This is a genomic window from Coleofasciculus sp. G3-WIS-01 (assembly GCF_040223135.1).
In the GTDB taxonomy this organism is placed as follows: domain Bacteria; phylum Cyanobacteriota; class Cyanobacteriia; order Cyanobacteriales; family Coleofasciculaceae; genus Coleofasciculus.
The window spans coordinates 1-22,918 of sequence record NZ_JAVJZI010000070.1 but is presented as its reverse complement, the minus strand read 5'-3'; the positions used below and the strand labels follow the sequence as shown (position 1 = coordinate 22,918).

The window sequence follows — 22,918 nt, the reverse complement described above, 5'->3', positions numbered from 1 at the left end:
ACAATTCATAATAAAGTCTAAATTAATATCAAGTTAATTATAATTCTAATGCTTCTATGAGATCAGCTCCAAAAAACTCCATTGGCAAACCCTTTTCTAAACTGCCATCAGGTTTGATATCTAGGTTTTTAACATTTACTACCTGATCTTCAGTGTGGAAATACGCCACCGATACATGATCAGGATTTAATTGCTGATGAGCAACTAGACGACGCAGGCGAAGCATAAGATTTGCACTATGGGTTTCGATAAGTGATGGCACCCGACGCTGATTCCATAAATCGGCAAAGAAAGAACCCATTGCCAACTGAGCCGTAGGATGAATTTGAGCTTCCGGTTGTTCAACGATTAGCAGTTGTCCCCGGTTGAGTAAAGCTCCCTGTACAAAAATAGGAATGCATTGACTGACACCAAAACCAAAATCAGCCAGGTAAGCCTCTGCACCAGTAAGCTTATTCTTGGCACAAAATTCGGGGATAAACCCTTTTACACGCGCTTCAAATCGGACTTCTTCAATGTCAACCACTGATTCCATCTGCTGCAAAACAAACTCAGCTCTTTGACCACGTTCTTCACTAAGAAGTCTTTGTAGGTGAGGCATCGCATATTCGCCCCGATGACCGACATCATCTGGAGGCGGACTTCCCAAGATGACACTTCTTTGTGACTCTTCCCGTATTGGGGAAAGATGACGCATCGATATTATTTCACGACGTATACCATCTAAATAAAGATTATCAAACGCGGATTTAAGAATATCAACTGGGCTATTGGGTAATGGAAAGGTCAGGAACCTTGTTCTCCGAATATTATTCTCTTGCTTTTTGAAGATTTTATTGCCGCCAATATTACAGGTAACGGAATGTTTTCCTCTGGGGCTTTTGCTATAGGGAATACTTCCCACAATAGAAAACTGCGCTAGCAACGCTCTCGCGGGTATCTCCGCAGAAACTCTGACACTAGTCTCTTGTTCCAGTGAATCCTGAGTGGAAATAGTAGAGGATGTTCGTAAATTGACGTTTAAATCAACACTCGTGCCTTCTAAATTCTCTATTGGTTTACTTTGTTGCAGTTCTTCTCTAATTTGCTGAATGGCAGGTTCAGGTAAATCATTGGTTTCAATCTCTAGCGTAAATTGAAATGACTTACCGCGAGACATCGAATTTTTCAAATCCTGGAACGTGCCAAGGGTTGTATGTCGTCCCTCTGTAACAAAGAAGCCAGCTTCACTGGACTCAAGGGTTTGCTGAAGCATTAGCAAGAATTTAATGAGTGTCGATTTTCCCGCACTGTTGCGACCAATCAGAATGGTGATCGGTCGAATACGCACATCAATTTCCTCTCGGAAGGCGCGAAAATTTTTTAATTTGATTCGGGTCAGCATCTATATACTCTTACCGGGTTACGTTTCTCTAGGTTAGGCGAATGATCTTTAAGGATTCGATACCCCGATCATCCACTATCTTGACGGCAATCTGTTGATAGTCTCCCATTTCAAAAGGCAGTGATACTGTGCCTTGATAAGACTCAATTAAATCTTCGTCAATCTCAGCTTTTAGATTTTTGGCAAGGCGAGACCAGCCATCTTTTGCTCCTGCCATTGGGAAGAAAACCTGCCGAGGAAAGAGACTTCTACCGTCATAATCGGTATCGAGCATCCAGATGGCAATTTTTTCGACGCTGCCCGATTCAATGTTGCCCGTTTTCGTGTTGTAGTAGTCGAAACCATATACTTCAACTTCCCACTTCCCTGTATTTTCACCCCAAGTAATCCGGCGGAGAGCGACATCCGGTTGACCGATAAGCCAGAAGCTTTCATTGCTAGCACGTTTTTTCTTCAAGTCTTCTGTTAATAAGTCAGCATTCATCTGTACCTTGAGTATGGTAATCCCGGGCCAGTTGGTTTCATCGATGTCTTTTGCCGCTTCAGGGTCAAATTGAAAGGCAGCAAAGATAACGAGTTTGGGTCTAGGTACAAGGGTTTGAGCTTCCTGAATCGCCATCTCTACCTGCCGTTGCTCTAAGGGGGTGTGTTCTGAACCAAAAGAAACAACAACCCTCATGGGTTGACCGTAAGTGCCACCACTTTCTTTAACTGTGTTAGCGCCTCGGTCATTCGGTTTGGTTTCAGCATCAGCATGAAGCCAACGAGTACCCGGTAGGGGTTCTACCCGCGAAAACAGAATGTACTGACCATTTTTCCCCCGAATTCCAGTTTTGAACAGTTCATCTCGCCATTCAGCTTGTCGTAGAGTTTCACCAGAACGAGCAATGGATTCATCCGCAGGTTGCTGATTGTTCTCAATCTCATCAATTGGTGTTACGACAGGAGCAGGTACGGCTTCAACGGTAAAGGGACCCGTTACTCTGACTTTTGATTTGTCTATAAGTGGCTGATCATATAGTGTCTCTGTGGCAGCGTATTTCTGAATTGCTTGCTCAATTTCTACTGGCGTCATGCCTTCCCGAATTTCGGGATTATTTGCAATAGATTTAAGTGTGATGTGAGGAACTGTTTTGTAATTAAATCCTCCGCCAACTCCTTCTTCTGGATGTGTCAATTCGTAATAGTCAAATACGGCTGTCATCAATCGTTGCTTGGCTAATGTAATCGCAACTCGTGACGTATCACAGGTAATCCATCTGCGTCCCCACTGTTCAGCAACGTAGGCAGTTGTGCCAGAACCACAGGTAGGATCTAGAACGAGATCACCTGGATCTGTAGTCATAAGGAGGCATCGTTCAATGACTAATTCTGATGTTTGAACAACATATTGCCTCTCTGTACCAATTTGAATAGATTCCCAACGATCAGACAGAGGAATTACAGGAAAATCATCAGCATATCTCTTGTACCGGAGAGTATTCCCTGTTCTCACGATTCTACTTTGTAAAGCAAGGTTTGATAAACCTTTAATTGTAGTTTTCCAATGAGTACCAGGTTTAGGCATAAATAGCATTCCTTCAAAATCAAACTCTTGGAAACTACTTGATGCGCCATCTGAAAGCAGGCTAGTTAACTGATATCTACGACCTTCAGGAATAGACTGTTTCCCTTGTATTTCGTTTGTTTTCAGTCTACGGTTGCTTCCATCTTTAAATTCGATATAATCATAACGATCTAGGGATTTATGACCCTGCTCTCTTTCCAAATAGAGTTGATGGTATTTCGTTTGGTTCTTATCAGATGCATACCAGATAATGAAATCAACTGTTGTGCCAAGTAAATTAGAAGCGATGCCACCAGTTTTCTGAAAAGTTATAATGCTACAAAAATTTTTTATTCCAAATATCTCGTCCATCAAATTTCTAACAAGATGCACATTTTCATCAGAAATTTGGACAAAAACACTACCACTCTCTGACAGCAACTCTCGTGCCAACAACAACCGATCGCGCAAATAAGTCAAATACGAATGAATCCCTAACTCCCAAGTATCTCGAAATGCTTTAATCATTTCCGGTTCTTGAGTCAAGTCCTCATCCTTACCATCTCTAACATCCCGCTTATTCACAAACGGCTGAAAATTAGAGCCATACTTAATTCCATAAGGCGGGTCAATGTAAATCATCTGCACCTGTCCCGCCATTCCCTCTTTTTCCAGTAGAGAATTCATTACTAGAAGAGAATCTCCAGCAACCAACCGATTTGTCCAATTGTGCTTATGCTTATAAAACTCGATCGCCTCCCGAATGGGGGGATTTTCCTCTGGTTCTTGAAATAGTGATAACTGTATGGCTTCCTGATGCTTCTGCTTCCGCACCGCTTCAACGATACTACGGGGATCGATGCGTTCATGAACATGCAGTGATACGGTAGGCACTTCAAAACTGGTATGTTCCGCCTTGCCAGCCCAAACCAACTGTGGGTCAAGATGGGGATCATAGGCATACTCTTTGCTACCCATATCTGGATCGGTGTCGGGGGTAACTAACCCAATGGGTGGGTTATTGACTCGTTGCTCGTTTTTGTGCCTGTATTGTTCAATGGGTCTTTGCTCTGGTTTCCTCTTTCTAGCCATTAACTCTCCCTAGCCTCAGAGCTTTCAATGTACAACTTATGCGATCGCTGTGCCGAATTTTTGGGAAATTTTTACAATCGCCCTACCCTACCAACCGACTTGCCCAGCGCTGGTGAATCACATCCAGTCGCACTGGAATAACAGGCTGACCTGATTTGAGGGATGCGATCGCCGCATCTGTGACAAAGTGATTATAGGATTAATTGGTTACGAGATGAGGCGACCAAACAGGGTCTCGCTCTCAATCATTAAATAGTGAATGTACTCCAAGAGCGATCGCCTCCCGTTCCACCTGATGCTTCCCGCTTTTCCCACGCTAGTTGTTAATGGAACAGAAGTCAACCTTGATAAACATTTTCCGAAATTTTAATTGATCGGCTCATCCTGCAAATATTCCAGCATCAATAAACGCAAGTAATCCAACATTCTAATATAAGCCTTCATTTGATCATACTTGCCATTACTGTCAAAGTAAAACTGGACGATAACAGGTATCCTAAAAACTCGCATTTCTCGCAATTGCTCAATTGCCTTGGTTTCATTTGTAATCCACCCTTGCACCTGAATTTGATTGGCATAACCCCGGAGACTTACCCTTAAGAGTTAAATTTCCTCTAACAGGGAAAACTCTTCATTAGATGGACGAAAATTAGCCACAATTTTTTTTCGATCTTTTTGAGTATTTTGATAGACTATTTTTAGCTGATCTAACAAATGTACAATATGATTTTTAGTTGTTTCTTTCTCATTTAAAACAGCTTCACTCATCGTTAACTCCATAGGTTACAATTTTTTCAGTACCAAATTTGTCAAGGCGATGATGGAGAATCTGCCTGTTGTGCGATCGCGTCTCACCGAGGATGGGCAATAGCAACTGACGATAAGAGGGCAATCTCGTTTATTCAACGGGAGATCTCGCAGCTTCAAATTATATCAACAGAGGAATGAAATTCTGTAATCTAAATACATTGTTTTTGTTTGATAGGGTCTAAGAATACCGGATTTGCAGCAGTAGTCTATCTGCTTTAACTGGAGAAATGACTCGGTGAATGCAGGAAGGGTCTTGAACAAAACCAAATCCACTTTCTCCTTCAATGATCAGTTGATTGTCTTGCCCGTAATAATTAAGCACAGCTTTGTCCGACTGACGACCCGCTGAAAAGGTCATGTAAAGTGGCTTTTTCTGATGAGAGCCTTTGATCATAACGTGAGCGCCCGAATCAGCATTCACATCCGTGATATAAAAATAGGCGGTCATAAAGTTGTACCCAGCAATATCATAGTGAAAATTAGTGGGTGGATAACTCTGTCTAATTTTCGGCTCGGACAGATCTGAAACTAAACTCCAAGTCAGATGCTGGGTAATTTGGTTGGGCCAATACCCCAGATAGTTCTTAACGATTTGCAACAGCAGCGAATCTTGGGTAATTTTTTGAATGGCTTCACAATCCATTACATCACGCACCAAGGCACGCAGCACTGGATGCTTACCTCGCCTTCGACCATTTCTAATTACCTCTTCGATGAAAAACTCGTCGTCAGACTCAGGTTCAATACAAGGTGTTTGAATGGCATATTGATAGATTTCTTTTACCATTGACGGCGATAAATGCAGACCAAATCCTACTCCTTCATGACGGAGTTGTTGGACACATTTATCTAGGGAAACACCGTCAAACATTGAATCAGAAGCAATCTTCAGGCGTTTTTTATAGAAATCGGGATTTAGGCGCTGTCGCCTAGCTTGGAGAAGACTATATATTCTCCGACAGATGAGGAAACGACCAAACCGCTGAGTGAAGTCTCCTTTGGTTAACCGCTTTATCGGGTTTAATGCTGAACTTAAGCGTCCCTTTGAACGTTCTAATGTGGCAGTTTTCATGACAATTCTCAAGACACTTGGCTACATCTACTACTCTCATCATTACTTTTGAGGATCAGGAGTGTCACACCCACTTTGAGATCAGTAATTCACGCCGCGAAACTGATCCTTTATTTCTTATAAGGAGAATAGTACAGCCGATATCAAATACAAAATCCGGGTTAGCTACCCCCGTTATAACCTAGTCCGCGCAGGCGGACTTTGTTTGTGTAGCAGCGATTTCAATCGCCTCCTCAAAAGCTTTCTTTCGCTTTTGCGAAAAAGATGAAACCTGTGCTTCTAACTCATCGCAAGCTTCACGGACTAACCGCAACCCTTCCTCCTTTTCTAGCTGAGCGCCTGCGGGGGCAAAATGTTGCAAAATTTCCGCTTCTGTTGTTTGATATTCACCCCAATCTGATTTCAACTTTTCCAGGTAATTAATTCCCTCGCTACCATCTTGAATGGCAAACTCTAAAATAGAATCCAGATAAGCCGTAACCTTAGAACTCTTCACCCCCTCCGTCACAGCAGCAAATAACAATTCCCCATTAAGATAGTCAAAATCTGGCACAAATAGCCAATCCCCTCGTAACTCAAAGGTATGAACGCCTTGAGCAGGTCTAACTGTTATTCCTTCCTGTCTAACTCGCCGAGCTGCATTGTAAACTAATCTGATAATTGTCAAAATCACGTCTGGATAGTTACTATCAATTCCCCTTAGTTCCACTGTTCCTAATGCATTAAGCCGAACCGGATTCCAACCCGCTTTTAATAAATTTCCGCCGCCCTCAGTAAACAAATTCCGCTCAACTCCAGCCTGATCCATCGCGGCTAGCCATGCATAATAGCGTTCAAATTGCAACTCAACTAAACGTTCCACAGAATCCGCATAAGGCATTAAACCGCCGACGGATTGTAAGTTAGTATAAACCCCTTCCCAGCCAAATCGGTCACTCCCGCGATAGCGGACAATGTGATAAGCAAGTCCCGTAGCTTCTCCTTCATAAAAGGGACAGGCGCGTCCCAAGGCAATGAGTGCGGAATCTAATGCTGTGGCTAAATTATAAATATTAATTAGTTCCTCGCGTTCGGCGGCGCTGCTGTTGTAAGAAACACCGACGCGGGAATTAATAACTCCTGGCGGTACTTCTAAATGTAAATGTGTCCCCGTACATTTACCGGCATTCAAAAATCGGTCATAGCCAACGGTGCGAACCTGGACATGATAGCTTAATTTATCTCGAATGACGGGAATTAAATGCAACGGATAGTTGGATAGGGGATAAAGCCTCAGATGCATCTTTTGCCCCACCTGTAATACCAGTTGTAAATTCTTTATATAGGCTGTTGCTAATTCTGTGGGAGTATGGGCAGGAGGGGTATTAATTTCTATCATTCCCTTCACCCACTCTGGCATAAAATAATCGGGATTCAGACCAATGGCTTCGGCTTCTTGGCGACAATTCTGTAAGAATTCATCCGCACGATTGGAAAACATTCCCGCTTCGTCTACGAGGAAAAATTCTTGTTCTAAACCGATGCGACGTTTGCTTAGTTTCATGGTATAGTGGTCAGGGTTACTGGGTTATTTAAAGGAGGCAGAGCCTCCCCAAGAGCATTCCCAGGCAAAGCCTAGGAACGAGCCTTAAACCTCCACCACGGCTTGCTGATACACCTGTTGTGTCACCTGAACTAACCGTTGCATGGCGGTTTCTAATTCGCGCTCGCTGGCGGTGAGACTAATCCGAATGCACTGATGTTTGTGTTCCCACTCTTCCCGTAATCCAGGAAAAAAGGTGTTTCCGGGAACGACAATTACCCCCACCTGCTTTAAGTGTTGATAAAAGTCCCAATCTGTTATCGGTAAATCTTTTAACCACAACCAGGCAAAAATTGCGCCTTCACCTCTATGTAAAAACCAAGGTAACTCCTTGGGCATAAATTGGTTCAACGCTGTTTCTAAGACGGCAAACTTTTGCTGATAATAAGGACGAATTACATTAACAGAAATCTCAGCCAATGCGCCAGAATTAATCGCCCGTGCTGCGATCGCTTGTCCGTAACGGGAGGAATGGATGCACAGATTCGTCTGGAAGGATTCCAAAATACCAATCAGGTTCGGATCACCAATAGCGACGCCAATCCTTTCTCCGGGTAATCCGGCTTTGGATAAACTCAGGCAATGGATAATATTATCACCAAAAATTGGTGTCATTTCGGTAAAGTTTAATGCCGGAAATGGGGGCGCATAAGCGGAGTCAATGAACACCGGCACATGATCAGGTGCGGCGAGTTCGGCAATTTTTCGCACTTCGTTATCACTGAGAACGTTACCTGTGGGATTACAGGGACGAGAAAATATTACACATCCTGTCGTTTGGTTAATTTTCAATTGGCTGAAGTCGGGACGATATTTATAGCGATGCGCCGCTTCATCAATATCCAGGCTGGGTTTGTAGGCAATTACCGCTTCTGGGGTTAAGCTGACGCCACCATACCCGGTATAATCGGGACTCAGGGGGAGAACAATTTGTTTTAACTCACCGGCTTGGGTATAACCGCCAAAGGCATTCGCCCCATAGAAGTAAATGGATTGAGAACCGGGAGTAATTAAGATATTCCGTTCAGTTAGGCTTAAACCATAACGCTGATTGAAATCCCGTGCGATCGCGTCAATTAAGGGCTGGTATCCTTGAGATGACCCATAGCGGCAAACCACCTCTCCGTATTCGGGACTTGCCAAGAGTTGGGTGGTACAGTCTCGCCACAATTGTTCCACCTCCGGCAAAATCACCGGATTTCCCGCACTGAGATTAATAAACTCCTGTCCCTGACCTAATCGTAGCGTTTCAATGATATCTTTCATAATAGCCCGGACGCCCGTCAGGTTGGACATCTGAGTGCCGAATTGAGTTAGAGACGGTTCTATCATGGGCGATCGCACTCGTCACAGAGGTTAACTTACTTTGCCGCGAATTGAGTCAAGATTGCTGATTCGCTGGGGGCTTTATTCATTTAACCGCAAATTTCCCAAACCGACTCCCCACGTTCCCTGTCTTATTCTTAAATGCAATATCGGATATTGATCGTTCACTTGGGGAAATGTAAAATTTTTGGTTTTGCTTAACTTTTATTTAGTATTGTCAATCAAGGTAAACTAATGTTTCTCTGTACTAATTTATTAATTAATTATGACATATATTTATGCAATAAACAATAAGTAAAAGCATTATCAAGCTTTGATGAAGCTTCCATGTTTTTTATGTAAAGCTTTCATAAAGATATCGATTTAATATTGACGAAGTTCCAAAGAATTATCTACTGTTTATGTGTCAATTTCATTTTTTAGGAAAAAAATATGAAATTTAATCTATCTACATTAACTAAAACAACTCTATCCGGTGTAGCTATCACAGCTACTCTGGGATGTTTAGCTTCTTCTGTGGACGCGCTCACGTTAGCTAGCTCTTCTGGCAGTTGGAGCAATGTGGTTTTGGATAATGGACTGACAGTGAATCCTCCAGGTAGCAATACTGTGGAATTCCTGAGTGTGGGAAATGAAAATCAAATACTATGGGGTGTTCCTGCAGTTGGCAGCCCTGGCAAGAGTGGCTTGGGATTTGCTGGAGTAGAGAACAAAAGTTTTAGTATAGGTGAAGTGTTTGAAGTTGGTACCCTGCGCCACTTTAATACCCCCATATTAGCATCTAGTCCGGGTGCAAATACAGCCGACCTAGGAATTACTTTAGATATTAGCACCGTAGATTTAGAGCAGGCGTTCACCTTCAATGTCATCATTGACGAAACCCTAAATTCCACACCGTGTCAGTATGCCAGTGATCCGGGAAATCCCTGCTCGGATAAAGTTTCCTTCTCCAACACTGTTTCATCCAGTACTTTCCTGATTGATGGAATAGAATACAATATCGAGTTGCTTGGGTTCCGTGATACTCCTACGGGAACTTCTATCAATAAATTGATTACACAAGAAGATGGCACGAATCAAACCAAGCTTTTTGCGAAAATCACAACGGAGAAAGTACCTGAACCAACGGCTATGGTTGGGTTAAGTCTTCTCGGTCTCTATATCATGGGGCGTCGTAATCAAAAACAAAAACTACACTAACCCATAGAGAAAAAATTAGCAATAGATCATCCCCAGACTCAAGGTGTGGGGATTTTTACGTTATTGGGCTTACCTGATCAAGTCATCATAACATTGGCGTACTATAGGTAAGGTAAACGCACAGACTGGGAGAAAAACCACGGTTTACACACGCCCCCTAGCTCGACTAATCGAGCAACTACAACGCTTACCTGGAGTAGGTCCCAAGACTGCTCAACGATTGGCATTACATATTATTAAGCGCTCAGAGGATGAAGTCAAAGCCCTGGCGCAGGCTTTAATTGAGGCGAAAAAGCAGATTGGCTTGTGTCAGGTTTGCTTTCACCTGTCGGCTGAATCCGTTTGTGATATCTGTCGTAATCCGAATCGGGATAAAACAACGCTTTGTGTCGTGGCGGATTCCCGTGATGTGATTGCGTTGGAGAAAACACGGGAATATCGGGGAAATTATCATGTTCTCGGTGGGGTGATTTCTCCCATGGATGGAATTGGACCCGAACAATTGCACGTTGAACAACTGGTGCGCCGCGTTAGCCAGCAGAAGATTCAAGAGGTGATTTTAGCGATTAGTCCGAGTGTGGAAGGGGAGACGACGACGCTGTATGTTGGTCAACTATTGAAACCGTTTACAAAGGTGACTCGAATTGCCTTTGGTTTACCCATGGGTGGGGATTTGGAATATGCTGATGAGGTGACGTTAGCACGAGCGTTGGAAGGACGGCGAGAGTTGGATTAATTGGTGAGGGAACAGGGAATAGGGAACTCTTAACAGGGAACGGGGAACTCTTAACAGGGAAAAGCGCACGTTGGTAAAGGGCGCACATCAGTCGAGGGGTATTTGTTGGAGAAGTAGACCATCGGGGAACTTCTCAGACTTGCCCGAATTGCCGAATCACGGTCAAAAAGGAACTCTCAGACCGAATTCATTACTGTCCTGAGTGCCATTATGAAGTAGATCGTGATGTTGCTGATGCTCAAGAAATCTGTAATCGTGGAATAGAAACGTATCCAGGGACTCTGGAGAAGCAAGAAATTGGCTCTCAAGTCGAGGTGTCGGGGGTTATGTGCCTAGATAACTGGCGTAGGGGAGCAATGCCCAATTGTGAGGTTGGGAAGCCGACGATGTAATCTTTGATTCATCGTCGGAGGATGTCACGGGTTTGCTGTTCCCGTTCTCCCACCACCGTCGCTACCGTACCCCCCAGACAGCTAAAAAACAAAGCAGCACCTGCTAACGTTGAGGGGGCGGCATTTTCAAAGGCTGGCGCCATCGACAATGGGGCGCGTTCTGCCAAAATATAACCATTGAGTAATAATACGGAAATGGGGAAAATCCCCCAAAACACCAAACTGCGGCGTCTTCGCCCCAGTTCAATTAAAATGCGCTGGGCTACAGCAAATGTTTCATGCCAATAGTTCATTTAAATTTTATGTAGGGGCGGGTTTCACTATTATCCTTTTTGACCTTACCCAGATGCAACTCGCGCCCGCCCCATTCCCTGTTCTCTGTTCCCTGTTTCCTAAACAATGACCAATGAAAAATTAAACTCTCTTTACCTTTCCCGACGCACCGCCCTGAAACTCATCGGCGTCGCCGGGGTGGGTAGTGTCATCGGATATTCTCGCTGGGCAAAACCTCAACCGACGATTATTCAGCTAGATACCCTAGATTTGCCCCGAAACCTGACTAACTCTAAGTCTGTGGTAGTTGTGGGTGCAGGATTGGCGGGGCTTAGTTGTGCTTATGAGTTGAGTCAACGGGGTTTTGAGGTAACCTTATTAGAGCGATCGCCTCAATTGGGAGGTAAGATTGCTAGCTGGCAGATTCAGGTGGGAGATCAATCCCTATGGATGGAACATGGGTTCCATGGCTTTTTCCCTCACTACTATAATTTGAATCGTTTGGTGGCTCAGTTGGATATCCAGGATCATTTCCGTTCCCTGGAATTTTATTCCGTGGTGTTCCGGGATAATCAGTATCAGCCGGAAGTCTTTCGCCCCAGCCGTTCAGCGTTTCCCTGGAATGTGGTAGATTTAGCGATCGCGTCTTCAAATCGCTGGCGTTGGGGGATTAATCTGACGAAGCTGAAACATTGGCAGGTTTTCCGGGAAATTGGTGGCTTCCAAATTCCCGATACTTTTCAGCGCCTCGATCAATTATCGGTGGCTGATTGGATAAAAGGTGAGTTTCCCCAAGGACTTTATGATCTGTATTTTTTACCCTTTGCTAAATCCAGTCTCAATGCACCGGATCGGTTAAGTGTGGGCGAATTAATGCAGTTTTTCCATTTTTATTTTTTTGGCAATCCGGAAGGATTGGCGTTTAATGGGACGCGCCAAGATATGGGTAGGAGTTTGGTTGAACCAATTGCCCAAGCCATTCAAAATCAGCAGGGAAAAATTGTCACTGAAGCAACGGTAAGTAACATTAATTGGCAAGATGGACAGATTCATTCTCTTAGTTATCAGCAGGGAACAGCTCAAACCCCTGTGCCGTTTTGGGTGAAGCGGAATCAAAATCAGGTAACTGATGAAATAGAAGCTAACATTGACTATTACGGCGCAGGGGATGCCATGTTTGCCTTATTTCCAGAAGAGAACCAAGCCATTTCTCTGACTTGTACCCATCAAGGCTGTACAGTACAACCCCAAGCTGATGGTCAGTTTCTCTGTCCTTGTCATGGGGCGGTTTATAATTCCCAAGGACAGGTAATTGCCGGACCTGCAAAACGGGATTTACCCCGGTTTAAACTGATGCAACGCCAGGAGGATGAAGTGCAACTGGTGGGAATTCCTAGTTCGGATTCACCCCAGATATCCACAGAAACTATTCAGGCAGATTATTATGTCTTTGCCACCGATGTTCCCGGTGTACAACATCTGTTTAAATTGGCACAAGGGGATGTAAATCAGCAGGTATTAAATCAGGTAGAAAAATTAGCCGTGGCTGATCCTTTTGCCGTTGCTAGATTTTGGTTTGATCAAGATTTTCCCTGGGAGCATAGTAATTTTACTTCCCTTTCTGGGTATCGTCTCACCGATAGTATCGCCCTGTATCACCGCATCCAAGATGATTATATTCAGTGGCATGAAAAAACTGGGGGAAGTGTGGTAGAGTTACATGCTTATTGTTATAAGGAAGACGAGTTTCCCAATCAGCAGGTTCTGTTAACTACCTTTGAACAGGAAATCTATGAAATTGTGCCACAATTGCAAACGGCGACGATGTTACACCGAGAATTAGTGAATCAGAAAAACTTCTCCGGTTATCCGCCAGGTAGTTATCAGAAACGCCCAGAAACGGATTCGGGTGTGGCGAATCTCTTCTTTGCCGGAGACTGGGTAAAAATGCCCTTTCCCTGTGGCTTAATGGAACGGGCGGTGAGTAGTGGATTCCTGGCGGCTAATGGGATTATACACCGAGAAGGATTGCAACGGCGATCGCTGTTATCGGTGAATCCAGAGGGGATTTTTTCGATATGATTTGTCATTCGTCATTTGTCAGAAACCTTTGATACACCGTAGGGTGGGCATTGCCCACCAACCCTAACTTTCCTAATCCCAATCCCCTATTCCCAATGGAGAGGAACAAGCTATGATTAGAGGTGCGATCGCGAAATTAGGAATCGTTGCAGTATTAGGAGGAATCTCGCCAACAGTACAGGCGCAGGAGTCTCCTCCATACATTCCGCAGACAGCAGCCGCCTTGGCGCAGCAAGCTGAGGTGCAAGAGTATTTAAATGCCGTCAATCTGGCGCAATTGAATTATTTTCTTAACTATTCTCAGTTTGCCACAACCTTAGCCGAATTAAATCTGGCTGGGTTCCAGGAAACAGAGAATTATCGTTATCTGATGCTACCTGCACAGAATCCGCGTCAGGGTATGATTTTAATTGCCCAAGCGAAAAACCCGAGGCTGAAAAGTTATGCGGGGGCGGCTTTTATTTTGTCATTGGGTGAAATTATCAAAGGGATTGGTGGGATTTGTGAAACGAATTTACCTTCCACGTCTGCGCCTGTTATTCCAACTGCGCCGAGTTTTGCTTCAACTGGTGTATTATGTCCCTTCGGTTCTCATGCGTTAACCAATTTTGATCGCGAAGAAATATTGTAGGGGCGCACCGACGTGGGGAGCATGTCAGGGAAAGCAGGCGCCGAGTCGGCTCCCGATGAAGACAGCAGAGCATGAAGGGGTGACAAGCGGCTCAAGAACTTTATAGACAAAGCATTTGCCCCCTTCAGCCTCAAAAAAGACACCTTAGTGTCTGGTTGAGAGAAGAATCCATCGCTAAAAGCGATGGGAGTCTCAAGTGACACCAAACCTTTTGTCGGTACTGCGTTGTCGGCTACGGCTAGTTGGGTAGCTATCGCGCCACCTTGGTTGTGAAGGCTCAACTCGTGTCACCGCCTCCTCAAGTGGCATTTGGCGAACCCGGTTTCGGAAGACGTTGGCTTGATAAACCCGTGAGTTGGTCAGATCTAATCCCGTTAGCCAACCACTTTTAGGATGATAAGCACCCGTGTCAATATCTAACCATCCTTGACCTTGAGCAATTCGTCCAGGTTGCACTCCTGGCAAGGTAAAGGTAATCGTATGACCGATGATAATTAACTTATTGGCAAAATAAGGCTCTGGCATTCTATGAAATTCGTCCCGAATCCAACAGAATTGTTCAGCCGTTTGCTTTTCAATGGGCAACCGGGGATGAACTCCGGCATGGACTAACCATGTATCTCCCAAATCCATATAGAGTGGTAGGGTACGCATCCACTCTATATGGTCTTGGCGAACACCATGATCACCATAACTATTGATGGTACTGTGACCGCCGCTATAGAGCCATGCTTGCAGGGCAGGACCATCGATTTCTCCATGACCCAGGATTTCTAATAGCATTTGCTCATGATTGCCTAACAAGCAGGAATAAGTGCTTTGCTTGACAAATTCAACAACTTGAGAGCTTTGGGAACCCCTATCGATTAAGTCTCCCAAAAAATAAACCTGATCGTCTTGACCAGGAGCGATCGCGTCCAATAAGGTCATTAGGGTATCGTAGTGCCCATGCACGTCACCGATAACAATCCGACGGTGAGTCATTGTTTATTGATCCAAATCCGTGTCGTCAAATAATAAGTAGCACCCATAAATATTTACTTGCACCAGTTTTGTTACCAAAATCTGGACTATTGTGTGCCGAGGTATGTTCACCCCTGGTGGGCAAGATTCTCAGGCTCAGGATACTCTATTATCTATTACTTAAAACAAGTGCTAACATCTATCTTCCGGGTTTCAGAGAAAATTTATTGAATTTCACACCTTTTCCGCTTAGCATCCAGCACGCCATTGATAAATACCAGTTTCCTCGAATACTAGTCTTTATCGTAATCATACCCTTTTTTGGGGTAGAGGGGTATGGTTGCCCCTCCAATTGTCTCCCGTTTCCGGGGTAAAGTTAGCTTCGCCAAAGTTATCGGTCGGTAACTATCCAAAAAGCACTGTTTCAGTGACCTTAAAACTGTTTAACTTTTCGGTTCTAGAGCAGTAGACTAGCGGGAGCATCTACTGGTAGGTATTTAACGCTTGCCGACAACGTAGTCAGTTAAGACTTAGGCTGGTAAGCATAGCTTCAACTTATTTGGCTTTTGCTCCGTGTCTTCAGACCGGGGTTGCTTACCTTCTCCCTATTGTTATTCACAAGAGCGTTCGATGTCACCAAAACCTGTGTTAGATTCTCCCTGGGTAATGATTCATGCCCTCCAACAACCCACGAGCTGGAGTTGGGTTGAACAAGCCCTAGCTCACCTTGATCTCATTCTACTCGACCATTCCCAATGCGAACGCAAAGCGGCAGGTGTAGCCCTGAATTTAATTTTTCGCTACCCATCGAGTACGCAACTGGTTCGTCAGCTAACCGCGATCGCGCGTGAGGAGCTGGATCACTTTGAGCAAGTTAATCAATGGCTCGAACGACGGAGTATTTCCCTAGCGTCCCTCTCTCCGCCGCCCTATGGCGCTAAACTAACAGCTCAGATTCGTCGTAATGAACCGGAGCGGCTATTGGACTCTTTACTGGTTGCGGCTCTAATAGAGGCTCGCTCTCACGAACGGCTGGGATTGCTGGCAACTCACTGTCCTGACCCGGAATTAGCCGAGTTTTATCAAAGTTTGATGACATCTGAAGCACGTCACTATGGCGTGTACTGGGTGTTAGCGGATACCTATTTTGAGCGGGAGGTTGTCAGCCAGAGGTTAGAAGAACTGGCTACGGTAGAAAGTCAGTTGCTGAGTACGCTTTACCCAGAACCTCGAATTCACAGCTAAAGCATCAGTTCAATCATCCCAGTTTGTAGTAAAATGACCTAATTCAAATGCAGGGAGAGCAGGGGAGATTTTAGCTGGTCAGTTATTTCTGCCATGCTGCACTAGTCGGTTTTTGTTCCATTGACGTACTCCCCCGACTAAAGTACGGGGGATTCTTAAAGGATATTACGAGGCGGACTTAAGTCGCGCCTCTCCACCTTTTTTCCTGTTTCTCGGATTCTTAACTAGAAGGTTTCCCGTCCCCGCCAGACCATCTCCACAGGCAATTTCTTTTCTGTCCAAGATGCGTCCCACCTCAGACAATTGGACTATTCCACGATTGCGAACAACTTGCGCCGCCGCGACATCCCGATGAGTAATATATCCACACTCGTGACAAAGATGCAATCTATTCTTGAGGTCTTTGTTGCCCGTATGAGTATCGCATTGAGGGCAAACTTGCGAGGTATAGTCTTTATTTACCTTGTCAAAATACACACCACGTTTCCAACATACCCACCGCAATATCTCAATGAATTGCCCAAAGCCAGCATCTAGAGTGTGCTTGCCAAACAATCCTTTAGCCCATACTCGAAAGTCAATATTCTCGACAAATATCATTCCGGCATCGTCACATAACTTGTGAGCTAACTTGAAATGCCAGTCTTTTCGGGTATCACTAATGCGTTGATGTAGCCGTGCAATCTTCCGATTTAACTTGTGACGATTGCTTGACCCTTTCTTTTTGTGCTTCAACCTACGTTGCAGCAATTTCAGCTGGCGATGTAGTGAACTCAAAAAACGGGGTCTATCTATCACCTCTCCATCGGATGTTGCGACAAACTTGTCCAAACCTAAATCAATCCCTCTAGGATGCCCTGAAGGTACGGGACTTGGCACGTTTACATTACATTCGAGCGACAACATCAAAAAATATCCGGAAGCCTTGCGGACTACCCGAACTTGTTTGAGAACAAAACCATCTGGAATTTCACGCGACTTAACGTACTCCATCCATCCCAACTGAGGCAACTTAATCTGATTGCCCCTCAATAACTCGCCTCGCCCCAGTTGCGGATACACAAACGATCTCATTCGATATCGATTCTTGAACCGGGGGTATCCCATCCCTTTGCGCCCCATATCCACAAAAGCCGCTTCTAGTCGCTTCAGGACTTGTTGCAACACTTGAGAATGAACGGTTTTAAGGTCGGGAAAATTTACCTTGGCTATTGTTAATTCTGTGCACTGTTGTGCGTATGTGGGACGGGGTGCATCAATGGGCGTGATGTACTCTATTGAGATTGAGCAAGCGTCAATGGCACACTTACGAGACGCATACCAATCCTTACGCTCTCTTAGGGCGAAATTCCAAACTTTACGACACACAGTTAACGTCTGTTCGATTAGTTGAATTTGTTCTGGTGTTGGGATGGCTTTGTACTCGTAAGTTAGATTTAACACAAGACTTCCTCCTAGAGATGAAATATAGCATGATTCCATAAGAATCGGACGGACAAAAAAAGACTGGCAGGATAAATCCTGCTCGCCTGGACGTTTTCTCGTTTTCATCCCCCGCTTAAAAGACGGGGGCTTTCAACTTCGATCTCTGTAACCGGATGCTGTCCGTAAAAGGGTAAAGCCTGTGACCAGTGAGGACGCTTTCCTTGTTGCCAATCCAAATCAGCCAAGTCTAATACACTGGTGACACAGGTTCCTAAATTAACGGCTACCTCAATGAGTTGATAGGGGAGTTTTTGATTGTCTAGGACCTGTTGCCAGATATCGGGTGTGATTACGGCATCGGGTACAAGGGGCATCAAGCTCGAATTGTCTGAGGATGCCTGATAGATTGCAGTATATAACTGTCCCCGTCGAGCCGGCATTTGTAGCGCGATCGCTCTTTTGTGTGAGGTATTCTGATACTCTTTCTTTTGAAGCGTTACCGACCAAGCAACGGCTGCCAGAGTGGAAATGGCAAACAGAGGAATCTCAAGTTGCTGCGCTAAGGTTCTTGCAGTGACTACACCAATACGAGTGCCTGTAAAACTGCCAGGTCCTTTGGCTACAGCAATAAATGCCAAATCTGCCCAACCTTGTGGACTCATAAACTCACTCAAATGCTGATGTAAGTGAGTAGACAAATCTTGTCCCAAATCCCAGGTAGCCGCACGATTGTCGCTCTGGAAATTACTGATGGCTAGCCCCAATTGGGGACTAGTAGTATGTAGGGCTAAACCGTATTGGTTGTCATTCGTCATTTGTCATTTGTCATTTGCAAGGGTTTGAGGAATATTGAAACAACGGAATAGAGTTCGGTTTATTTCCATCGACCTACTTAGCGTTTTTCATCATTCATCATTCTCTTGAGTAGTTTCGGGTTTTTTGGGTAGGGGGGCTTCTGGTGGAGCAGGTGCTTTTTTGATGTTTTCTATGGGTTCGCCAACAGACTCAGACGGGGGTTCGTTGACCGATTCAGAAGACTCAGCCGATTGGGGAACCTCTGGAGCGGGTGGTGGCGGTTCTGGTGGTTGAGATTGAGCTGGAGATGCTGGGGATGAGTCAGGTGAAGGTTGAGATGCTGGGGTTGACGATTTTTTCTCCGAGGAGGCTGGCTCCACAGGTGTGAGTGAGGGGGCTTCAGAAGTGGGTGAGGGAGATGGTTGAACTGAATCACTCGATTTTTTCGGGAATCTCTCAAAAGTGCGCCGAGTGGGTTTTTGTTCCTGCTCTGAAGAAGGCGCATTCTTGTCCTGGCTGGGTTCAGTCGTTTCCTGGAGCGTATCCTCACTAGGATTGAGTTCGGTATCAGGATTCAATGGTTCCTCTGGGGATGAGGGTTCAGCCTGGGGTGGGGTTGAGAGGTTTTGAGACTGATACCAAATTGTTCCCAATCCTACTAAACCTGTGGCAATTACAGCCCCCATTCCCAATAAAACGGGAGAAACACCTAAGCGTCGATGCCAAGGCGTATATTGGGTCTGCTGGGACTCTCGCTGACGGGAACTTATCTGTGGGGGTGTTAAAGCAACCGTGGCTCCGTTGCTTGTCGATACAGGATTGGAGATGAATTCCTGGCTGGGTTCAAAGGACACATCCGGTAACAGGGATAGCCATTCTGCTACCGATGAGGGTCGATGACGTGCCTCAATTGCCATCCCGCGCATGACCCCTTGATTAACGGCTGCACTGAGTTGGGGTTGGAGGTCACGGGGAGCAGGCATGGGTTGGCGCTCCCGGATAACGGCTGGTGTGGGAATTTGGGCAGTTAACAGGGTATAGAGAGTGGCGGCTAAACCGTAAACATCAGAGGCTGGAGTGCGTTTTTCTTTGATTAAATACTGCTCTAAGGGGGCATAGCCCTCAGACAGCATATTAGTGTGGGTTTGAGTGGTATTGAAGTTAAATTCCCGCGCAATGCCAAAGTCGATAAGTACAACTTGGTGCGTGCCTTCTCGCCGGATGATATTGGCAGGTTTAATATCTCGGTGGAGTAAACCTTTTTGATGGACTACCGTTAAGGCGTCACCAATTTGGCGGATGTAATGAATGGCGGTGGCTTCGCTGAGGGGTTTTCCAGAAAGTAACATCTCTTGCAATGTCTGACCCTCTACATAGTCCATTACCATGTAGGGCCACCCTGCTTCCACGAAGAAGTCACTGACCCGGACAATATTGGGATGGATACACAAGGCTAGTCGTCGTGCTTCATCCTGGAATAGACGCTGAAACCGAGGAAAGTCTGGGTTGAGATGCATGGACTCGTCTAGGGTTTTAATCACCACCACCTGACCTAAATAGTGATGGGTGGCTTTATAGGTGACACCAAAGCCCCCTCGTCCTAGTTCTTGCTCTAGAGTATATTTGCCACCCTGTAGGGTTTTACCAACTAACGAGTTCATACACTGACCTTAGGGTTAGGAAAAAATTGTCAGTTCAAAATTCACTTTAACTCAGAATATCTAGATTTAGGGATAAGGTGTCAGGGAATGAGGACTGGGGATGAGTGTGAATTTGAAGCAAGGGAGAGAGGGGAGATAGGGAAGAGCACGGAGATGTTAATGTAGCGGGACGTTAGCGTAGCCTGACGAAGTCTAGTCTGGGAGATCACGAAGCGCCGAGTTAACGCTAAACTTCTGCACCTTAGCAACCTTCCCCAGCTTTCTTATCTTCGTTATGGAACTAGCGCTTCGGATCAAGCCATGGTCGATAGGAAGTTGTAACATATCCTCCCTGACAAAGCGATACAAGTGAAGCAACAGAGTTTACGACAGTGGTTTCGATGGCTGAGTCGGTGGATTCGCCGCATCTTTCAGACACCAGAAACATCTCAACCGACCTTACTGATTCTTGAGCGTACCTATTCGGCTGATGAATCCATCGTCCTCTTATCCGTAGAACGAGACGCGCCAGGAGCCGTAGCCACCTGGTATCTACTGAATCAACACAATCCCCGTCACAATCTGTTGATTACCCTTGACAACCTGGCGGCGATTCGATTGGCTCTGAATACAAAATCATTCCCCGATAGGGACATGTCAATCCTGGAGCTATCTTTAGCTCAGGAAGACCAGATCTTTCGGACTCATCGTTTTAGTGTGCAGTGGATTATTAAGTTGAAGAGTTCTCGCAAAGTTTTTCACTTGATTGGGACTTGGGATCTTGACCTGCAAGGCGATACCTGGGACCCCAATACTAGTGCATTTACCATTGGTCGTTTAGTGGCTCGGGAAGCGTTGAACTTGCCTCCGCTTCCAGGGGTATCGTGGCGTTTCCGGATGACTGAGTTTCCCTGGGTTGAGAGCTTACAGAGTTATAGCAAGATGGTATTGGGGAACAACCATAATTGTTATACCAAGAAGCTGAATCTGAAAGAACTTAAGGAACTTAGAGATGAAATTGAACGGGGGCGAGTTGATCGAAAACGTCAATAAAAAAGGCTCCAAAACATTTCTTAGTACAGGGTACAGAATTTATGTCCAGCTACTTACCACGTTGCGTTCTAATACCAAATCCGGGGAACGCTACCCCCCTTATAACCCAGTCCGCGCAGGCGGACGCAAGTTGGTGTCGGTGCGATTTCAATCGCCATGGCAAAAGGGGGTTCCTTGGTATGAGTATGATAATAGGGTAGATTCATTTATTGATCGATTAGACGATTGAAACAACGACTGGATACCTTGTTAGTAGACCTTAACTTATGCGAATCCCGGCAACAGGCACAGCGGTTGATTCGGGCGGGAGAAGTGCGGGTCAATCAACAGCTTGTCGATAAACCGGGAACTGAAATAGAGACAACCGCCGAGATTAAAATTGCTCAGAAATCCCCTTATGTTTCTAGAGGTGGGGAAAAGTTAGCCAAAGCCTTGGACGAGTTTGGAATTGCTGTAGAAGGACGTATTTGCTTAGATGGCGGGATTTCCACTGGCGGCTTTACCGACTGCTTACTGCAAAAGGGGGCAAAACGGGTTTATGGTGTTGATGTGGGGTATGGACAAGTGGCTTGGAGGTTGCGAAATGATCACCGGGTGATTTTGAAAGAACGCACGAATTTACGCTATCTAGAACCTGCTGATTTATATGGAGAATCTTTTGAAGTAGACAAAGAAGACAACGAGGAGATTTATCCAGATTTAGGGGTTGTAGATGTGTCGTTCATTTCCCTGACGAAAATCCTGAAAGCCTTATGGAATCTGCTGCAAGCGCCACGTGAGGTGGTGTTGCTGGTGAAGCCACAGTTTGAAGTGGGACGAGAACGGGTTGGCAAAAAGGGCGTTGTGCGCGATCCTCAGGATCAGGCTGGCGCGATCGCACAAGTTTTACCAACCGCTCAGGATTTAGGCTGGGTCTATCAAGGCTTAACTTGGTCTCCCATAACAGGTCCTGCAGGTAATATCGAATATCTACTCTGGCTCAGAATGGATAGTCAAATTCAGAGTCCTGATTTAAGCGAAATTCAATACCTCACTCAATTGGCTACCGCTTACTTTCAAAAGAAACATTAAAATTCCCTGGGTTCGTAGTCGCAACAGTTATCACAAGGACCTGAGGGATTAACCGCGCAGCGGATATAAGCCGAACGAGCATTAAATCGACAGGTAATATCACCGATTAAATAACCAACGCCTTCGAGATAATACTGATCAGGCGGTAATGGATTTCTTGGTAGTACCCTAGCCGTTGATGCTTGAATAGAGTTTCTTAACCTAATTTGCGCCTGTTCCTTAGCTCGGTGCATCACCCAAATGGAAAGCACTGGGGGGGTCAAACCCAAGACAAACACTATAATTGTCTCTAACATGCTTTTTCCTCCAGGGTGACTCTACTGGCTCAATGGTTCGGTCATTTAAGTGTAATTTGAGTGTAATACAAAGCATCTGTAGGGATGTCAGGAACCTCAGCCTAAAGGCATGAGGCTTGAAAGAGAAATCTAACAAGCCATTCTGACCAGCTTAAGTCTTAACTGACTACGTTATCGGCAAGTGTTCAAGACCTACCAGTATATGCTCCCGCTAGTCTACTGCTCTAGAACCGAAAAGTTAAACAGTTTTAAGGTCACTGAAACAGTGCTTTTTGGATAGTTACCGACCGATAACATTGGCGAA

21 protein-coding genes and 2 pseudogenes are annotated in these 22,918 nt (G+C 45.1%); 8 read left to right on the top strand and 15 right to left on the bottom strand.

Translation table 11 applies throughout. The features are described 5' to 3' along the window. Positions 1-37 precede the first annotated feature (37 nt). From RIM23_RS06995 to RIM23_RS06960, 8 genes are all read right to left on the bottom strand, one after another. Complete coding sequence (locus RIM23_RS06995; protein ID WP_446365668.1) at positions 38-1,384, bottom strand: AAA family ATPase; 1,347 nt, start codon at positions 1,382-1,384, stop codon at positions 38-40. Between the two features lie 28 nt (positions 1,385-1,412). Next, on the bottom strand, positions 1,413-4,022 hold the full coding sequence (locus RIM23_RS06990; RefSeq protein WP_446365666.1) for a site-specific DNA-methyltransferase: 2,610 nt from the start codon (positions 4,020-4,022) through the stop codon (positions 1,413-1,415). A gap of 366 nt (positions 4,023-4,388) precedes the next feature. Continuing rightward, the gene (locus tag RIM23_RS06985; protein ID WP_446365664.1) at positions 4,389-4,583 is read right to left on the bottom strand and encodes a hypothetical protein; all 195 of its coding nucleotides are present in this window, start codon (positions 4,581-4,583) and stop codon (positions 4,389-4,391) included. 42 nt (positions 4,584-4,625) lie between these two features. Then, a complete protein-coding gene (locus tag RIM23_RS06980) occupies positions 4,626-4,790 on the bottom strand; it encodes a hypothetical protein (protein ID WP_446365662.1) in 165 nt (54 codons plus the stop codon). Next, positions 4,783-4,914, bottom strand: a complete 132-nt coding sequence (locus tag RIM23_RS06975; protein ID WP_446365660.1) for a hypothetical protein — start codon at positions 4,912-4,914, stop codon at positions 4,783-4,785. Before RIM23_RS06975 ends, RIM23_RS06980 begins: the two co-directional genes overlap by 8 nt. A 96-nt stretch (positions 4,915-5,010) precedes the next feature. Then, on the bottom strand, positions 5,011-5,904 hold the full coding sequence (locus RIM23_RS06970) for a hypothetical protein (RefSeq protein ID WP_446365658.1): 894 nt from the start codon (positions 5,902-5,904) through the stop codon (positions 5,011-5,013). Positions 5,905-6,085: 181 nt separating this feature from the next. After that, on the bottom strand, positions 6,086-7,447 hold the full coding sequence (locus RIM23_RS06965) for a glutamate-cysteine ligase family protein (RefSeq protein ID WP_446365656.1): 1,362 nt from the start codon (positions 7,445-7,447) through the stop codon (positions 6,086-6,088). A gap of 84 nt (positions 7,448-7,531) precedes the next feature. Beyond that, positions 7,532-8,815: a valine--pyruvate transaminase gene (locus tag RIM23_RS06960; RefSeq protein ID WP_446365680.1), complete on the bottom strand. Its 1,284-nt coding sequence runs from the start codon at positions 8,813-8,815 to the stop codon at positions 7,532-7,534. Between the two features lie 429 nt (positions 8,816-9,244). Here RIM23_RS06960 and RIM23_RS06955 point away from each other — a divergent pair, with 429 nt between their 5' ends. From RIM23_RS06955 to RIM23_RS06945, 3 genes and pseudogenes are all read left to right on the top strand, one after another. Beyond that, complete coding sequence (locus RIM23_RS06955) at positions 9,245-10,012, top strand: THxN family PEP-CTERM protein (RefSeq protein ID WP_446365654.1); 768 nt, start codon at positions 9,245-9,247, stop codon at positions 10,010-10,012. Between the two features lie 103 nt (positions 10,013-10,115). Then, a complete protein-coding gene (recR, locus tag RIM23_RS06950; protein WP_446365678.1) occupies positions 10,116-10,748 on the top strand; it encodes a recombination mediator RecR in 633 nt (210 codons plus the stop codon). Positions 10,749-10,840: 92 nt separating this feature from the next. Beyond that, a pseudogene (locus RIM23_RS06945) lies at positions 10,841-11,140 on the top strand (zinc ribbon domain-containing protein); the annotation flags it as partial. A gap of 29 nt (positions 11,141-11,169) precedes the next feature. Here RIM23_RS06945 and RIM23_RS06940 read toward each other — a convergent pair. Beyond that, positions 11,170-11,433: pseudogene (locus RIM23_RS06940) on the bottom strand (ABC transporter permease); the annotation flags it as partial. Between the two features lie 106 nt (positions 11,434-11,539). Between RIM23_RS06940 and RIM23_RS06935 the strand changes: the two are divergent. Both RIM23_RS06935 and RIM23_RS06930 read left to right on the top strand, forming a co-directional pair. Beyond that, on the top strand, positions 11,540-13,495 hold the full coding sequence (locus RIM23_RS06935; RefSeq protein WP_446365652.1) for an FAD-dependent oxidoreductase: 1,956 nt from the start codon (positions 11,540-11,542) through the stop codon (positions 13,493-13,495). A gap of 112 nt (positions 13,496-13,607) precedes the next feature. After that, complete coding sequence (locus RIM23_RS06930) at positions 13,608-14,126, top strand: type IV pilin-like G/H family protein (RefSeq protein ID WP_446365650.1); 519 nt, start codon at positions 13,608-13,610, stop codon at positions 14,124-14,126. Between the two features lie 192 nt (positions 14,127-14,318). On the opposite strand, the gene RIM23_RS06925 is transcribed toward RIM23_RS06930, so the two are convergent. Then, the gene (locus RIM23_RS06925) at positions 14,319-15,110 is read right to left on the bottom strand and encodes a metallophosphoesterase family protein (RefSeq protein ID WP_446365649.1); all 792 of its coding nucleotides are present in this window, start codon (positions 15,108-15,110) and stop codon (positions 14,319-14,321) included. A gap of 609 nt (positions 15,111-15,719) precedes the next feature. On the opposite strand from RIM23_RS06925, the gene miaE reads away from it, so the two are divergent. Further along, a complete protein-coding gene (gene miaE, locus RIM23_RS06920; protein WP_446365647.1) occupies positions 15,720-16,334 on the top strand; it encodes a tRNA isopentenyl-2-thiomethyl-A-37 hydroxylase MiaE in 615 nt (204 codons plus the stop codon). Positions 16,335-16,499: 165 nt separating this feature from the next. Here the strand turns inward: miaE and RIM23_RS06915 are convergent, their stop codons facing one another. The 3 genes from RIM23_RS06915 to RIM23_RS06905 form a co-directional block, all read right to left on the bottom strand. After that, positions 16,500-17,777: an RNA-guided endonuclease InsQ/TnpB family protein gene (locus RIM23_RS06915; protein ID WP_446365643.1), complete on the bottom strand. Its 1,278-nt coding sequence runs from the start codon at positions 17,775-17,777 to the stop codon at positions 16,500-16,502. A gap of 104 nt (positions 17,778-17,881) precedes the next feature. Further along, on the bottom strand, positions 17,882-18,574 hold the full coding sequence (tsaB, locus tag RIM23_RS06910; protein WP_446365641.1) for a tRNA (adenosine(37)-N6)-threonylcarbamoyltransferase complex dimerization subunit type 1 TsaB: 693 nt from the start codon (positions 18,572-18,574) through the stop codon (positions 17,882-17,884). Positions 18,575-18,664: 90 nt separating this feature from the next. Then, positions 18,665-20,215 (bottom strand): serine/threonine protein kinase, encoded by a 1,551-nt coding sequence (locus tag RIM23_RS06905; RefSeq protein WP_446365640.1) that lies wholly within the window; start codon positions 20,213-20,215, stop codon positions 18,665-18,667. 348 nt (positions 20,216-20,563) lie between these two features. On the opposite strand from RIM23_RS06905, the gene RIM23_RS06900 reads away from it, so the two are divergent. After that, positions 20,564-21,247: a hypothetical protein gene (locus tag RIM23_RS06900; RefSeq protein WP_446365638.1), complete on the top strand. Its 684-nt coding sequence runs from the start codon at positions 20,564-20,566 to the stop codon at positions 21,245-21,247. Between the two features lie 68 nt (positions 21,248-21,315). Here RIM23_RS06900 and RIM23_RS06895 read toward each other — a convergent pair whose 3' ends face one another. After that, positions 21,316-21,453 carry a hypothetical protein gene (locus RIM23_RS06895; RefSeq protein WP_446365636.1) on the bottom strand — a complete coding sequence of 46 codons (138 nt, stop codon included), beginning with the start codon at positions 21,451-21,453 and terminating at the stop codon, positions 21,316-21,318. A gap of 19 nt (positions 21,454-21,472) precedes the next feature. On the opposite strand from RIM23_RS06895, the gene RIM23_RS06890 reads away from it, so the two are divergent. Next, positions 21,473-22,318, top strand: a complete 846-nt coding sequence (locus RIM23_RS06890; RefSeq protein ID WP_446365634.1) for a TlyA family RNA methyltransferase — start codon at positions 21,473-21,475, stop codon at positions 22,316-22,318. On the opposite strand, the gene RIM23_RS06885 is transcribed toward RIM23_RS06890, so the two are convergent. Next, positions 22,315-22,614 (bottom strand): DUF6464 family protein, encoded by a 300-nt coding sequence (locus RIM23_RS06885; protein WP_446336726.1) that lies wholly within the window; start codon positions 22,612-22,614, stop codon positions 22,315-22,317. The two genes, RIM23_RS06890 and RIM23_RS06885, sit on opposite strands and share 4 nt — an antisense overlap. Between the last annotated feature and the right edge of the window lie 304 nt (positions 22,615-22,918).